Raw genomic sequence first — 13879 nt, forward strand, 5'->3', positions numbered from 1 at the left:
GCATTCAGACGATCCGCACAACAGACGGTGTTGCATTTCGTCTTGACACGCAAGTTACCAATCTACCATCTTATTCACGAATGGATGCTAGTTTGATGCGGTGACGTTGGCGTGCGGAACCGGTGACGGCTTTCCTGCGGTTTCAAGGGAGCTTGCGTCATGGCCGAGCCGCATCACCTTGCGCACTGGTATCCAACAGCGGCGTATCTCTACGTCCTGTACCTGGACGCGCTCGCGCTGGCCTGGGAGTACCTGCGCCGCCATCCCGACTACCGGCTCGACTGGCTGCGCCACCATCACCGGCAACCCACACACCAGGCCGCACAGCACGCGGCGCGCCGCTGGGGCCTGCGCCTGCTGGAAGACCCGGCCCTGGATGCGCGCGACGCGCATCCGGCCTGGCTGCCCGGCCACGATGCTGTGGTGCAGCTCCATCCCGATGCCGATCCGCCGCCCGAGGCGGCGGCCTTCGCGTTCTGGAGCATTCCCGGCCACAAGCAACTGCTGCATGACGGCAAAGGGCTAGCGCTGATCGCGCGCGGCCCTGGCCATTGCGCGCGCTTCGCGCTGGCGCCCGGCCTGGAGGACGGCATGGCGGTCGCCTATGCCCACCGCGGCCGTGGCGCTCCGCATGTGCCTGATACGCCGGCCCCGATGGCCCGGCCCCGGCCACCGCCTGCGGCGCTGCTGGAGCTGCACACCTTGCAGGCGCTCGACGCGACCCTGGCGGGCGCGTCCTTGCGCGAGGTGGCCGAGGGTCTGTTCGGTGCCGATGCCGTGGCCGCCGACTGGCACGCGGATGGCGACCTGCGCGCCCGCGTGCGCCGCCTGGCGCGCCGGGGCGATGCGCTGATGCGCGGCGGCTATCGCCGCCTAGCACAGCTCCCCCCGCTTGAGAAGGGACGTTTTGAAGGGGACGCAAAACGTCCCTGAGCAGCAGAGCTTCGTTTTCTGAGACTGCCTCCATCCGGTTGCGCTCTGTGGCCGGAGCTTTGAAAGCTATGGAGGTACACCCCATGCGTCCTGCTCCCCTGCGGCCTGCCGCCGCTCCCGCAACTGCTTCGACCGCTGCCGCGCAGCCGCAGCGCTATCTCACCAACGACGAAGCCGCCGACTACCTGCGGCTGTCGCCGCGCACGCTGGAGAAACAACGCGTGCTGGGTGGCGGCCCCAAGTTCCGCAAGTTCGGCCGGCGCGTGATGTACGCCGTGGCCGACCTCGATGCCTGGGCCGCCGAGCGCAGCTTCGAAAGCACCTCCGATCCCGAGTACGCCGAGCACCATGCGGCGGACACCCGTGCGCGCTGATCGCTGGCACGCGCCCGGCCATCGCCATGTCCCGCCCTGCGCTGCCGTCCCGGCAGCGGCTATCGCAAGAACGCGAACAGCTCGACCTGTTCCGCGCCTTGCCGGGCGACATGGCGCCGCGCGACAGCCAGGACCTGATGGCCTTTCCGTTCTTCTCGCTGGCGAAGTCGCGGCGCACGGCGCCGATCGACTTCCAAGCCAGCGGCGTGACGATCCGCGTGGAGGGCACGCAAGAGCACGGCATCGCCACCATCTGGGATGCGGACGTGCTGATCTGGGCCGCCAGCCAGATCGTGGAAGCGCGCGACGCGGGCCTGCGCCCGTCGCGGCTGATGCAGGCCACACCCTACGAGATCCTGCGCTTCATCGGGCGCGGTACGTCGCTGCGCGACTACCAGCGCCTCAAGGCGGCCTTGGATCGCTTGCAGTCCACCACGGTGGCCACGTCGATCCGCGAGACCACGGGAAGGCGTCTGCACCGCTTCTCGTGGATCAACGAGTGGAAGGAGCTGGCCGACGCCCGCGGCACGCCGCTGGGCATCGAGCTGATCCTGCCGGACTGGTTCTATGGTGGCGTGCTGGATGCGGCACTGGTGCTGACCATCGATGCGGGGTATTTCCGGCTGACGGGTGGCATCGAGCGCTGGCTATACCGCCTGGTGCGCAAGCACGGCGGGCACCAGCCCGGCGGCTGGCAGTTCGATTTCCGGCACCTGCACCGCAAGTCGGGCAGCACGGCGAAGCCCTACGACTTCGCCTGCGACCTTCGCGCGCTGGTCGCGCGGCAGTCGCTGCCCGGCTATGTCCTGGGCATCGAGCGGATGGACGGAGTCGAGCTGCTGACGTTCCGCCCGGTGCGTCCCGTGCCGTGGCCGGCACGGGGATAAACGGTGCGAAGCCTGTGGACGAGCTCGTGCTATCAGGCGTGCCAGGTCTCGTGCTATCAGGCGTGGGACTATCGTGCTATCAGGCGTGTCATTCGCCCGCAAAGCCAATGCTGGCACGGGTTTCGGCCTCCCTTAACTTCCCTAACTTAAATGCTCTAACTTCTAGTAGAAGCACCGCGCCTCGGTGGACAACCGCCGCGCGGGCAGAAACGCAGCAGCAACAGCCGCGCTTTCCAACGCGGAGGGCTAGGCCATGATCGTCGCGCTGCTCAACCAGAAAGGCGGCGTGGGCAAGACCACGCTCGCCACCCACATTGCCGGCGAGCTGGCGATGCGCGGCCAGCATGTCGTGCTGCTGGACGCCGACCCGCAAGGTTCATCGCTGGACTGGACACAGCGTAGAAGCCAGCAAGGTCTGCCACGGCTGTTCAGCGCCGTGGGCCTGGCACGCGAAACGCTGCACCAGGAAGCGCCAGAACTCGCCAGGCGGGCCGATCACGTCGTCATTGATGGGCCGCCCAGGATCGCCGCCTTGGCGCGCTCTGCGCTGCTGGCGGCCGAGCGCGTGCTGATCCCGGTGCAGCCGAGTCCCTACGACCTGTGGGCCAGCGCCGAGATGGTGGCGCTGATCCGCGAGGCGCAAGTCTTCCGGCCTGTGCTGCGCGCGGCCTTCGTCATCAACCGGCGCGTCAGCACCACCGTGATCGGGCGCGAGGCTCGCGGGGCGCTGGCCGATCAGCCGCTGCCCGCGCTGCGCGCGGAAGTGCATCAGCGCATCGTGTTCGCTGACAGCGTGGCCGCTGGCCGGCTCGCACGCGAGACGGCGCCCGACAGCACCGCCGCACGCGAAGTCACCGCCCTGGTGGACGAACTGCTGCGGTGGCCGCCATGAACAGCCCCGCCAGCAAGCGCGCGGGCAAGCGCATTGGCATCGGCGCGCGCCCGCCCGCGAATCCGCACGCCGAAGCGTGGATTCGCCAGGGCAGCGCCGACGAACTCCAGAAAGGCGATGTCTATACGGCTCGCCTGACCCTTGACATCACACCCGCCATGCGTTCGCGCATCAAGGTCTCGGCTTTCACGCAGGGCGTGACGGTGGCCGACCTGCTGCGCGCGCTGCTGGAGCGCGAGTTTCCCGAACAACGCAGGGAGAACACACCATGACCGCATCCGCTTCGCCTGTTTGTGCGCCCGCCGCTGACGCGGCCACGGCTGCGCCCCAGCCATCATCCGTCGCGCCCTGCGGCCAGCCGGCCAGCGCGCCGCTGACGCGGGTGGCGCTGGCCTACATCGAGGCCCGTTTCAAGCTCTACCTGCGCTTCGGCGAACCCGCGCGTACGCACCAGCTCGACCGCTGGCGGCGCAGCGCTGTGTTCCTGCCGGGCGCGCTCTTTTGCCGCATCCGCTGGCAGGCCAATGACTATGGCACCGTACGCTGGCAGCTCATGGTGATGCAGGCCTGCACGCCGTTGGACGGCGCCCAGCGCATCCCCGGCGTGCAGCCGGGGGCGCGCCTGCTGCTGCACGCCGAGGGCGAGGGGCAAGTGCGCGCCGTGCTGGAGCGCATCGACACCATCGAGGCGCTGGACATCGCACCCGCCGCCGTCTCGCCCGCGTACTGGCGCACGCTCGCCAATCGGCTCGCCGCCCGCCTGCCTCTGCCCGAATACACCGCCGAGCGGCACGCCGCCTGGCTGGCCGGGAGGGCGCTGCCATGAGCGCCGTTTCCACCACTGGCACCACGCCGCGTCCTCGTTCGCACACTCGCTCAAGTCGGCGCGCTCGCATCGTGCTCGCAGGCCTCGCCGCCTGCGGCCTCGCTGCGCTGGCCTGGGCCTCCTTCGTGCATCCGCTGCCGCGCCTGGCCTACAACCCGTCCGACAGCGTGGCGGTCGGCTGGTATCGCGTCGATCCGCTCTATCCGCCCGCTCCGGGGGCGGGTTCGCTACCCCGTCCGCTACCACCGTCATTGCACGTCGGTAGCATCGTCCTGACCCGCTTGCCGGCAGACGCCGCCGCGCTGGCCGCGCAGCGCGGCTACCTGCCGACGCGCGTGCCCCTGCTCAAGCGCGTGGGTGCCGTCGCGCCGCAGGAAGTGTGCATCGCGGGTGGCAGCGTCCGCATCGACGGCGTGCCTTCGGCCGCCGTGCTGCCCGCTGACCGGCTGGGCCGTCCGCTGGCGTCCTGGCCGCAGTGCAGGCGGCTTCAGCCGGGTGAGCTGTTTCTGCTTAGCGTCACCAATCCGGCGTCGTTCGACAGCCGGTACTTCGGGCCGATCAGCGCATCCACAGTGATCGGCATCGCGCATCCGGTCTGGCTGGAGAAACGCCCGTGATGGCCGCCGACGCGCTGCACGTTGCCGTGCATCTTGTCGTGCCATCGGGCGTGTTGATCCGGTGGCATTCAACCTGTCGCCACGCGTGCAGTGCAAGCGCCCATCCTGCGGCTTGGGCGCTGCTTTCTCACGTGCAGGTGTCTTGCCTCGAACCTGCCGGGCCTGTGGCCCTGGCCGCGTTCGCCGGGGCGCTCGCTGCTCACGCAGCAGCGCCACCGGGCCGCAGGGGCTGGGAGCGGATGCGGGAGGCCAATGCGGAAGGCAAGACAAAAGGACGCGGCACCAGGCCGCGTGGAAAGCCAGTCTGCACGTGGGGTTGGCGCGGCACGGCGCGGCTTCGCCGCCGTGCCGCGTGTGGCGCAAGGCCCGCGCCGATGCAGGCATGTCCGCGTGCTTCTCACGACAGGACACGCTGTGGCTTCACTGGAGAGCGGCCATGAGAAGCCGCCGCGATGACGATTTCCGCGTGCGGCCGAGTGCCCCGAAGAACCGGGGCAAGAGCCAGGGACAGAGCTTCGTCTCCAAGGTGCTCAAGCAGGCCGGCAAGGTTAGTGGCGGCAAGTCCTCGATGCGACATTCCGCAGCCGGTGGCAATGGCGCGCGAACCGGTCAACGTCCCGGATCGCGCTTGGGGCGCGGCCATACGGCGGCGCGCTTCGCGGGGGCGAAGCTGACGCCCACCTCTCGGCGCGTGACTATCAAGACGCTGCTGGTGAATCACAAGCGGGCCAGCCCGCAGTCGCTCGCCAAGCACCTGCGCTACATCGAACGCGATGGCGTGGGCCGCGATGGCGAACCGGGGCAAGCCTACGGGCCGCAAACTGATGTGGCCGACCTTGACGCCTTCAAGGAACGCTGTGCCAATGACCGGCACCATTTCCGTTTCATCGTTGCGCCCGAGGATGGCGCGGAGCTGGAAGACCTGCGCACCTACACGCGGCACCTCATGGGCCGCATGGAAGCAGACCTGGGCACGAGCCTCGATTGGGTGGCGGTCGATCACTGGAACACAGACAACCCGCACACCCACCTGATCGTGCGCGGGCGCGACGACACGGGTGAAGACCTCATCATCGCGGGCGACTACATTGCCCACGGCTTCCGCCACCGAGCCGCCGAACTGGCGACGGAATGGCTGGGGCAGCGCACCGAGTTGGAGATCCATCAGAACTTGCAGCGCGAGGTGGAGCAAGAGCGGTGGACAAGCCTGGATCGGACGCTGCAAAGCGAGGCTGGCGAGAACGGCCAAGTGCATGTCGAACGGCTCAACGAACCCCACTTACAGCGCCAACGCCTGCTGCTGATCGGCCGTCTACAACGTTTACAGCATCTGGGCCTGGCCGACGAGACGCAACCCGGCATCTGGGCCGTCCATGTCGATGCGGAGAAGACCTTGCGTGCGCTGGGCGAGCGCGGCGACATCATTCGCACCATGCAGCGGGCACTGCGCGGCGAGCCGCGCGAACTAGCGGTATTCGAGCCGGGCAACGAGTACCGCACCATCATCGGGCGCGTGGCCGCTAAGGGACTGGCCGACGAGATGCACGACCGTGGCTATCTGGTCATCGACGGCGTGGATGGCAAGGCCTACTACGTCGCGCTCAATGCCCGCGACGAACTGGCGAACTATCCCACTGGCGCTGTGGTGGAAGTGCGCGGTTCCTCCGAGGTGCGTGCCGCCGACAAGAACATCGCCGCGCTGGCGAGCGATGGCCTGTATCGCACCGATCATCACTTGGCGATAGAGCAAGGACAGGCCAAGGCTGGCCGCGACCCCCAGGAAGTGGTCGCGGCCCACGTCCGTCGGCTGGAAGCCTTGCGGCGTGCCGGCATCGTGCAGCGTGTGGCCGAAGGGCTATGGAAGGTGCCGGACGACTTGGCCGAGCGCGGCCGCCAGTACGACGCGCACCGGCTGGGCGGTGTCGCCGTGGAGCTGAAATCGCACCTCCCGATCGAGCGACAAACCCGAGTGATTGGGGCCACCTGGCTTGACCAGCAACTAGTCGGCGGCGCTCAAGGGCTGCGGGACCTGGGCTTTGGCAGCGATGCCAAACAAGCCCTGCAGCAACGTGCCGACTTCCTCGAAGAATTGGGGCTAGCCCAGCGGCGCGGGCAGCGCGTGATTCTTGCGCGAAATCTGCAGCGTAAGCTGCGCAACCAGGAGCTTGCCCGGACCGCGAAGGACATCGCCGCCGAAACGGGCCTGGAGCATCGCGCGTCAGCAGATGGGCAGCGCGTGGCTGGCATTTACCGGCGCTCGGTCATGCTCGCCAGCGGGCGGTACGCGATGCTTGTCGACGGCCTAGGCTTTAGCCTAGTACCGTGGCGGCCGGTGATTGAAAAGCTGCTAGGACAGCAACTCGCGGCGACGGTGACCAGCGGTGGCGTGTCGTGGGAGGTGGGGCGCGCCAGGGGGCCATCAGTCGGCTGACACTTGGCATTCTCTCGGCCAAGACAGCGTTGGTCTGCATCGTGACACCGCGGTAGCCATCTGATTCGCAAGGCACCGCCTCGAATTCTTAGGCAGGTCGATGCGCAAGTCATCCAGGGGGCGGCAGAGTTGCGGCACGCAAACGGGAGGGAGCCAAATTTCCCCGAGTGCCCGTGCCGCGACTGTTCCCCCACAAGCTCCACGAACGCGTCCACCCGGCCAGGGAGGGTAGGTAGCGAGAAATGCGCAGGCTGAAGATCAAACCCGGCCCGCAAAGGCCCGTCGTATTGCCACCGCTGCGGCCCACTGAGCGGCTTGCCCCTGCAGCAGGCCATCGCTTGCTTTCAGGTAGCTGCGGCGCGCATCGAGCACCGTATTCAGATCCACCAAGCCCGCGTCGAACAGTCGTTCGCTTCTGGACGCCGCGTCAGCGCCAGCCGTCTGAGCCCGCGCAAGCGCTGTGACACCAGCGCGCGCAGCCTCCAGTTGCACGGCTGCCGTCTCGGCATCGGCGAGCGCACTCAACATGGCTTTCTCATAGGCCATCATCACCTCCTGTGCCTTGGCCTCGTGGATCTCGATGTTGGCCCGGATGCGTCCTCCATCGAAAATGGGCAGAGAAAGTGCCACGCCATACCCCACCACGGTCGTGGGTGATGCGCTGGCTCCCGCAATACTCAGGCGTTCCCTGCTTCCTGACCAGTCGAGCGCGATACGTGGGTACAGGTCGCGCTTGGCAACCCCCAGGCGAGCGACCGCGGCCTCGACGGCGCGTGCTGGCCCTCGTACATCAGGCCGTCGCTCCAGCAATTCGATGGGCAGCAACACGGCCGGCATCGCGACCGCACCGTCGGCGATGGCAGGGAAGCGCAAATCCAGCGGTGGTTGTGAGGTGCCCAGTAAAACGGCCATCTGCCGCAGCCTCACATCCCGCGCGCCACGCAACTGCGCCGCGTTGGCGCGCTCCTGCCCGAGTTCGGCCGTCAGCCTGTCGATGTCCAGCTTGCTGACCTGGCCTGCCTCAAAGCGCCGCTGCGCCACATCGATCTGACGTTCCAGGGTGGCCCAGGCTTCGCGCGCAATGCCCTCTCGTTGGGTCAAGGACTGCGCGTCGAAGTAGGCCGTCATCACCTCTGCGGCGATCGCCACGCGCATTGCCTGTCGTGCAAGCTCGGCACTCTCAAAGTCCCTGTCCGCCGCAAGACTGGCCAGTCCCTTGTCCCCGAAGAAATCCGGCTCCCAGCTTGCTTGAAAGCCACCACGCGCGAGCGTGGCCTTCGGGTCTGCAGCTGAGTCTCGCCCGCGTCGCAGACCGGCGCCCACATTCAACTGTGGGTAGTGATCGGCGTCGGCCGTGCGCACCAGTGCGCGAGCCTGTTCTACCCTGGCCGCAGCCATGCGCAGATCCCGGTTGGCCAGCAAAGCGGATTCGACCAGCGCATCCAGTTCCGAGTTGCCGAAGTCTCGCCACCATGCGGTGTTTGACATGGGCTTGCTGTGCGCACCTGCCCCGGCATCGAAGCTCCAGGCCGGTGGCACAGGGCTAGATGAGGTGGCGATCGGAGGTGGCGTTGAGCACCCTGGCAGCAACACAAGCGCGAGCACTGACAGGGCGATTTTGGATCTGTGGTGGTTGACGAGGACGAGCATGAGAATTTCCTGAAGTTGCTTCGATGCGACCGGACGGCACTTGCTGTGGACGGCTTGGCTTTCGGCTAAGCCTGGACTCACTGCAAGAGGTTCACGCAGCCATAGCCGCACTGACGAAGCAGTTCCGCATCTTTGGCCGCCTGCGAGCGGCGCCTCTGCTCAGTTGCTTCGAGGTCGCTTGAAGTCCCTGATGTGGGGGCAGCGAGCCCTTTGCCCTCGACCGAGGACGGTGCGCCGGATGAGAGGGACGAGCACCCGGCGAGCGTGACGAGCACGAGCGCCGGAATGGCGAGAAGGGATCTGTGGGTCTTGGCAAGGGCTTTCATAGAAATCTTCCGACGGTTGACGTTTGGTTTCCATGACTGTACTATACGTGCAGTATAGTTTCAACCAGCAATCAGAACCATGCCCAATTCGTTAACACGCATCAGCGCGAAGCAGCGACTGATCGACGTCGCCTCCGAGATCGTTGCCACACGCGGCGTTCAGGAACTCACCCTTGAGGGCGTTGCTGCCGCGGCCGGCGTCACCAAAGGAGGTCTGATCTATCACTTCAAGACCAAAGACGACCTGCTGGCGGCTGTAGTCCAGGCGTTGATAGAACAATGGGAGCAACGCAGCCGGGCCAAGGCCACGCAAGCGGGTAACACCAGCGGCGACATGCTGCGCGCCATGATCGATGACACCTTCGACATGCCCTCGGCCGAGCAACTGTTGATCAGCAATCTGCTCGCAGCAGCATCCAGCTATCCGCATCTGCTGGGCCCTGTGCGCGACCTCTACGGCCGCCTTTACAGCGAATTTTCCAAGTCCGGACCGAAGACCGGAACCGCATTGGTGATCGCCGCAGCACTCGACGGAGTTTCGATGCTCGAGCTTCTTGACTTCCATCGGTTCGATGAAGCCCAACGCAAAGCCCTGCGCCAAGCGCTGCGCGCATTGGCCAAAGAAATTCCCTGATTCATTCCATCTCGTTAGGACGACCATGTCATCGTTGACCTCTATGGCCGCGGCCGCCGCATTGCTCGCCGCGCTGACCGCCGGCTGTGCACGCACGCCCGCCCCCGCCCCCGCCATGGCCCGCCCGGTCAAGGTGGAGACCATCTCCAGCACCGCAGTGCAAGCGAGTGAGTCCTTCGTCGGCACCGTGCGTGCGCGCCAGCGCTCCGAACTCGGCTTCGAATCTTCGGGACGCATCAGTGCCATCCTCGTGGATGTCGGAGACCGCGTGCGCTCGGGACAAGTACTCGCCCGCCTCGATGAAGCGCCAGCGCTTCGTCGTATTGAGAAAGCAGAAGCAGACCGCATCGCCGCTGCAGCGACATTGACCGAGCGAACGACCCAGTTGCGCCATAACGAGTCGCTGGCCAAGGATCAGATCGTCTCCCCGGTCACCCTGGAATCCGCGCAAACGCAATATCGCCTCGCCCAAAGCCAACTCCAGGCGGCCGAAGCGGCGCTGGCGCTGGCTCGGCGAGAATTGGCGCTGTCTCGCATCACCGCCCCATTCGACGGCGTGATCGTTGCGCGCAACGTCCAGCCCTACTCCGACATCAGCGCAGGCCTGGCCGTGTTCCAGATCGAAGCCGGTCAGACGCTGGAAGTGGTGGCCATGCTGCCCGAGGCCGTGGCGGCGCGCATCGCCCCGGGCCAGGCGGCTCAAGCATCCATCTCGCAACCAGCCCAACCCAGTGCCACGCTGCCGCTGAAGCTGGAGCGGATCTCCAGCCGCAACGACAGCGGCTCATTGGTGCAAGCCATTTTCCGCATCGACGGCGTCGCGCCGACGCTGCGCAGCGGCGCCATGGTATCGCTGGAACTACCTGGGGTCGTGAACAAGCTGGTTTCGATCCCCGCTGCGGCGCTCGTGCCCGATACACAAGCCGGGCGGGGCAAGGTCTTCGTGCTGGAGAACGCCAAGCTCGTCGGGCGACCTGTTCAACTGGGAGAAGGATTGCTGCCCGACGGACGCATCCCGGTGACGTCTGGATTGAAGACCGGTGACCAAGTGGTGGTGGCTGGGGCGGCCTTCCTGAGCGAAGGCCAGGCGGCGGTTGCCCATGCGCCCACGACCCTGCTTCACGGAGCCAAGCCATGAAGCTCACCGAATCGGCACTGGGATCCAGCCGCCTCACCCTGTTCGTCGCGGTACTGGTCCTGTTTGCGGGCGTCTTCGCATTCCTGCGTTTTCCCTCCCAGGAAGAGCCCTCGACGACCATCCGCGATGCGATGATCTTTGTCTACAACCCCGGGCTGCCAGTCGAGCGGATGGAGCAACTCGTCGCGCGCCCACTGGAAGCACGTCTTCGCGAACTGCCCGAACTCAAGCACGTGGTCAGCACTGTGCGCACTGGGTCCGTGATCGTGCAGGTCACCATCCTGGAGCGCTACGCAGACCTCGCGCCGATCTGGCAAAAGGTCCGTGCCAAAGTCACTGAAGTGACGCCGCAGTTCCCCACCGGCACCTTGCCGCCGGTCGTCAATGATGACTTTGGGCGCGTCGCGGTCGCGTCGATTGCGGTGACCGCACCAGGCTTCTCGATGAGCGAGATGCGCGAGCCGCTCAAGCGGGTTCGTGATCGTCTTTACGAGCTGCCAGGTGTGCAGAACGTCAGCTTTCACGGCCTGCAGGACGAGCGCGTTTACATCGAGTTCGATCGGGCACGCCTGGCCGGATTGGGCCTGGCGGTACCCGCCGTGCTCCAGCAGTTGCAGCAACAGAACGTGGTGCTGTCGGGTGGTCAGATGGTGATGAGCGGACTCAACAGCGCGCTGGTGGCCTCCGGCGAAATACGCTCGATGCAGGCTCTGCGTGAGTTCGTGCTCAGCGTGCCGGATCGCAATGGGCGCTCCGAGAACACCATCCGACTGGGCGACATAGCGCAGATCAAAGTCCTGCCCGCCGATCCGCCCGATTCCGCCGCCATCTACAAGGGCGAGCCGGCCGTGGTGCTCGGTGTGTCGATGCGCGCAGGCCAGAACATCAAGGCATTCGGCCAGAGCTTGAAGGAACGCATGAGCGAACTTCAGCAGCTATTGCCCGCCGGGTTCACGCTCGACTACGTCACCTTCCAGGCCGATGTCGTGGAGCGCGAGATGGGCAAGATGAACCGCGTGATGGGCGAGACCATCGTGATCGTCATGACGGTGGTCGTGCTCTTCCTCGGCTGGCGCGCCGGGATCATCGTCGGCAGCATCGTGCCCCTGACCATTTTGGGCACGCTGATCGCCATGCAGTTCCTGCACATCGAGCTGCACAGCGTCTCGATGGCCGCCATCATCATCGCGCTGGGTCTACTGGTGGACAACGGCATCGTCATCGTGGAGGACGTCGAGCGCCGACTGGCGGCCGGCGAGGCGCGGCGCGAGGCCTGCATCCAGGCTGGCAAGACACTGGCCATTCCCCTGCTCACGTCCTCGCTGGTGATCATCTTCGCGTTCTCGCCCTTCTTCTTTGGCGACACCTCGATCAACGAGTATCTGCGCCCGCTGGTGGTGGTACTAACGATCGCCTTGCTGGGTTCCTGGCTGTTGTGTCTGACAGTGACGCCGCTGCTGTGCTACTACTTCCTCAAGGCATCGCCCCACGCCGCGCACGATGCAGCTGGTGCCTCGAACGCTGGCCCTCACTCCGAAGCCCGCTTCTACAGGGCCTACCGTCGTGTCATCCATACGGTGCTGGATCACAAGCTGGTCTTCTTCGGCGCCATGGCGGCCCTGCTGGCTCTCGCCCTGATGCTTCTATCGACGGTACCTGCGGGATTTCTGCCGAAGTCGGACCGCCCACAGTACCAGGTCTCGATCGAACTCCAGCCGGGCAGCGACTCACGGGCCACACTTGCCAAGGTGCAGGAGATCAGCCGTTGGCTGTCCGACAAGAAGATCAACCCGGAGGTCACGACCAGCATTGGCTATGTCGCAGATGGGGGGCCACGCATCATCCTCGGACTGAACCCGCCCCTGCCTGCTTCGCACATCGGCTATTTCACGGTCGGCGTCACCTCCAAGAACGAGCTCGATACCATGATTGCGCGCACGCGCACCCACCTGTCGCAGACCTATCCGGAGATTCGCGGCGAGGTCAAACGGTTTTCGCTGGGCTCCAGCGACTCGGGTACGGTGGCTTACCGCATCTTCGGACCGGACGAGGCTGTGCTCAAAAGCCTTGGCGAGCAGATCAAAGGGGAACTGAGCAAGGTGCCAGGCGTCGTGGGCGTGCGCGACGATTGGAACAACCGCATCCCACGCGTCGATGTTCAGATCGACCAAGCCAAGGCTCGCCGACTGGGCGTGACCAGCGAGGACGTGGCCACCTCGCTTGCCGCCCGATTCTCCGGCGTCGATGTCTCGATGCTGCGCGACGGCGACACGCTGGTGCCCGTGGTCGTGCGCGGCACGCCGCTTCAACGTCAGCAGACGGAAGATGTAGCCAACACGCTTGTGTATCCGGTGGGCTCAACGCCAGTCCCCCTGTCAGCGATCGCCAGGGTGTCGCTGGCATCCGAACCCTCCGTCGTTCGACGAAGAGATCTCTCGCGTACGTTGACTGTGGAGGGGCGCAGCGAAACCGAAACTGCCCAGCAGGTCGTGGATCGCTTGGCCCCCTTTGTCTCCGCATTGAAGCTGCCCTCAGGCTATTCCATCGAACTGGGCGCAGAGATCGAGGAGGCTGCCGAAGCCAACGCGGCACTCAGCGAGTACCTGCCTCATGCGGCGATCGCAATGCTGATCTTGTTCATCTGGCAATTCGGCTCTTTCCGCAAGCTGATGCTGATCCTGTCCATCATCCCGTTCACGCTGATCGGCGTGGCACCTGCGCTGAAGCTGGCGGGTGAGCCCTTGGGCTTCATGGCGAACTTCGGCCTGCTCTCGTTGGCCGGGATCATCGTCAACAACGCAGTCCTGCTGCTGGAGCGCATCGAGGCCGAACTTCACGCGGGCCGCCACCCGCGCGATGCGGTCGTCAACGCGGCTGTTCAGCGTTTGCGCCCCATCGTGATGACCAAGCTGACCTGCGTGGCGGGCCTTGTGCCGCTGCTGCTGTTCGGTGGTCCGCTGTGGTCGGGCATGGCCATCACGATCATCGGTGGCCTGGCACTTGGCACCCTTGTCACGCTCGGCATGGTTCCGGCGCTGTATGAAACGCTGTTCGACGGCCGCTTGTCGCGGTGGCTGGCTCGAAGGGCCGATCCGGAGGCCGTCGCGCGTCCAGTCTGAGCCTCTCTGCGAGGCGCAGTGGGCCCCGTATCACCAAAACGTCAAGTCAAGA

The 13879-nt window shown here is 65.9% G+C and carries 13 protein-coding genes; 11 read left to right on the plus strand and 2 right to left on the minus strand.

All coding sequences use genetic code 11. From position 1 onward, the window contains the following. The first annotated feature begins 159 nt into the window (after positions 1-159). The 8 genes from L0977_RS22200 to L0977_RS22235 all read left to right on the plus strand — a co-directional run bounded on the left by L0977_RS22200 (position 160) and on the right by L0977_RS22235 (position 6960). The gene (locus tag L0977_RS22200; protein ID WP_061289701.1) at positions 160-933 is read left to right on the plus strand and encodes a DUF7011 domain-containing protein; all 774 of its coding nucleotides are present in this window, start codon (positions 160-162) and stop codon (positions 931-933) included. Between the two features lie 83 nt (positions 934-1016). Continuing rightward, the gene (locus L0977_RS22205; RefSeq protein ID WP_061289704.1) at positions 1017-1307 is read left to right on the plus strand and encodes a helix-turn-helix transcriptional regulator; all 291 of its coding nucleotides are present in this window, start codon (positions 1017-1019) and stop codon (positions 1305-1307) included. 26 nt (positions 1308-1333) lie between these two features. Next, positions 1334-2194: a replication initiator protein A gene (locus L0977_RS22210; protein WP_061289707.1), complete on the plus strand. Its 861-nt coding sequence runs from the start codon at positions 1334-1336 to the stop codon at positions 2192-2194. A gap of 253 nt (positions 2195-2447) precedes the next feature. Further along, entirely contained in the window at positions 2448-3086 is a 639-nt protein-coding gene (gene parA / locus L0977_RS22215; RefSeq protein WP_062910436.1) for a ParA family partition ATPase, read from the plus strand. Beyond that, positions 3083-3358, plus strand: a complete 276-nt coding sequence (locus L0977_RS22220) for a hypothetical protein (protein WP_061289780.1) — start codon at positions 3083-3085, stop codon at positions 3356-3358. Before parA ends, L0977_RS22220 begins: the two co-directional genes overlap by 4 nt. Further along, a complete protein-coding gene (locus L0977_RS22225) occupies positions 3355-3912 on the plus strand; it encodes a DUF2840 domain-containing protein (RefSeq protein WP_061289774.1) in 558 nt (185 codons plus the stop codon). The genes L0977_RS22220 and L0977_RS22225 overlap by 4 nt, the downstream gene beginning before the upstream one ends. Then, on the plus strand, positions 3909-4529 hold the full coding sequence (locus L0977_RS22230; protein WP_061289771.1) for a S26 family signal peptidase: 621 nt from the start codon (positions 3909-3911) through the stop codon (positions 4527-4529). The genes L0977_RS22225 and L0977_RS22230 overlap by 4 nt, the downstream gene beginning before the upstream one ends. Before the next feature lie 436 nt (positions 4530-4965). Further along, positions 4966-6960, plus strand: coding sequence for a relaxase/mobilization nuclease domain-containing protein (locus L0977_RS22235; protein ID WP_234267088.1), 1995 nt, complete (start codon positions 4966-4968; stop codon positions 6958-6960). Between the two features lie 258 nt (positions 6961-7218). On the opposite strand, the gene L0977_RS22240 is transcribed toward L0977_RS22235, so the two are convergent. Next, on the minus strand, positions 7219-8610 hold the full coding sequence (locus L0977_RS22240) for an efflux transporter outer membrane subunit (RefSeq protein WP_234267089.1): 1392 nt from the start codon (positions 8608-8610) through the stop codon (positions 7219-7221). Positions 8611-8687: 77 nt separating this feature from the next. After that, positions 8688-8936, minus strand: coding sequence for a hypothetical protein (locus L0977_RS22245; RefSeq protein WP_234267090.1), 249 nt, complete (start codon positions 8934-8936; stop codon positions 8688-8690). A gap of 79 nt (positions 8937-9015) precedes the next feature. Between L0977_RS22245 and L0977_RS22250 the strand changes: the two genes are divergently transcribed. From L0977_RS22250 to L0977_RS22260, 3 genes are read left to right on the plus strand one after another with little or no spacing between them, the layout of a single operon-like run. Next, the gene (locus L0977_RS22250) at positions 9016-9570 is read left to right on the plus strand and encodes a TetR/AcrR family transcriptional regulator (RefSeq protein ID WP_234267091.1); all 555 of its coding nucleotides are present in this window, start codon (positions 9016-9018) and stop codon (positions 9568-9570) included. 25 nt (positions 9571-9595) lie between these two features. Beyond that, positions 9596-10708 carry an efflux RND transporter periplasmic adaptor subunit gene (locus L0977_RS22255; protein WP_234267092.1) on the plus strand — a complete coding sequence of 371 codons (1113 nt, stop codon included), beginning with the start codon at positions 9596-9598 and terminating at the stop codon, positions 10706-10708. Beyond that, positions 10705-13827: an efflux RND transporter permease subunit gene (locus tag L0977_RS22260; RefSeq protein WP_234267093.1), complete on the plus strand. Its 3123-nt coding sequence runs from the start codon at positions 10705-10707 to the stop codon at positions 13825-13827. Before L0977_RS22255 ends, L0977_RS22260 begins: the two co-directional genes overlap by 4 nt. Positions 13828-13879 lie beyond the last annotated feature (52 nt).

Source organism: Hydrogenophaga sp. NFH-34, from assembly GCF_021401345.1.
GTDB lineage: Bacteria > Pseudomonadota > Gammaproteobacteria > Burkholderiales > Burkholderiaceae_C > Hydrogenophaga > Hydrogenophaga electricum.

Bases quoted from the DNA above. Each gene is read 5' to 3' on its own strand.
- parA (WP_062910436.1), top strand. From the start codon at position 2,448: ATGATCGTCGCGCTGCTCAACCAGAAAGGCGGCGTGGGCAAGACCACG.
- L0977_RS22230 (WP_061289771.1), top strand. From the start codon at position 3,909: ATGAGCGCCGTTTCCACCACTGGCACCACGCCGCGTCCTCGTTCGCAC.
- L0977_RS22240 (WP_234267089.1), bottom strand. From the start codon at position 8,610: ATGCTCGTCCTCGTCAACCACCACAGATCCAAAATCGCCCTGTCAGTG.
- L0977_RS22235 (WP_234267088.1), top strand. From the start codon at position 4,966: ATGAGAAGCCGCCGCGATGACGATTTCCGCGTGCGGCCGAGTGCCCCG.
- L0977_RS22255 (WP_234267092.1), top strand. From the start codon at position 9,596: ATGTCATCGTTGACCTCTATGGCCGCGGCCGCCGCATTGCTCGCCGCG.
- L0977_RS22225 (WP_061289774.1), top strand. From the start codon at position 3,355: ATGACCGCATCCGCTTCGCCTGTTTGTGCGCCCGCCGCTGACGCGGCC.
- L0977_RS22220 (WP_061289780.1), top strand. From the start codon at position 3,083: ATGAACAGCCCCGCCAGCAAGCGCGCGGGCAAGCGCATTGGCATCGGC.
- L0977_RS22260 (WP_234267093.1), top strand. From the start codon at position 10,705: ATGAAGCTCACCGAATCGGCACTGGGATCCAGCCGCCTCACCCTGTTC.
- L0977_RS22210 (WP_061289707.1), top strand. From the start codon at position 1,334: ATGTCCCGCCCTGCGCTGCCGTCCCGGCAGCGGCTATCGCAAGAACGC.
- L0977_RS22250 (WP_234267091.1), top strand. From the start codon at position 9,016: ATGCCCAATTCGTTAACACGCATCAGCGCGAAGCAGCGACTGATCGAC.
- L0977_RS22245 (WP_234267090.1), bottom strand. From the start codon at position 8,936: ATGAAAGCCCTTGCCAAGACCCACAGATCCCTTCTCGCCATTCCGGCG.
- L0977_RS22205 (WP_061289704.1), top strand. From the start codon at position 1,017: ATGCGTCCTGCTCCCCTGCGGCCTGCCGCCGCTCCCGCAACTGCTTCG.
- L0977_RS22200 (WP_061289701.1), top strand. From the start codon at position 160: ATGGCCGAGCCGCATCACCTTGCGCACTGGTATCCAACAGCGGCGTAT.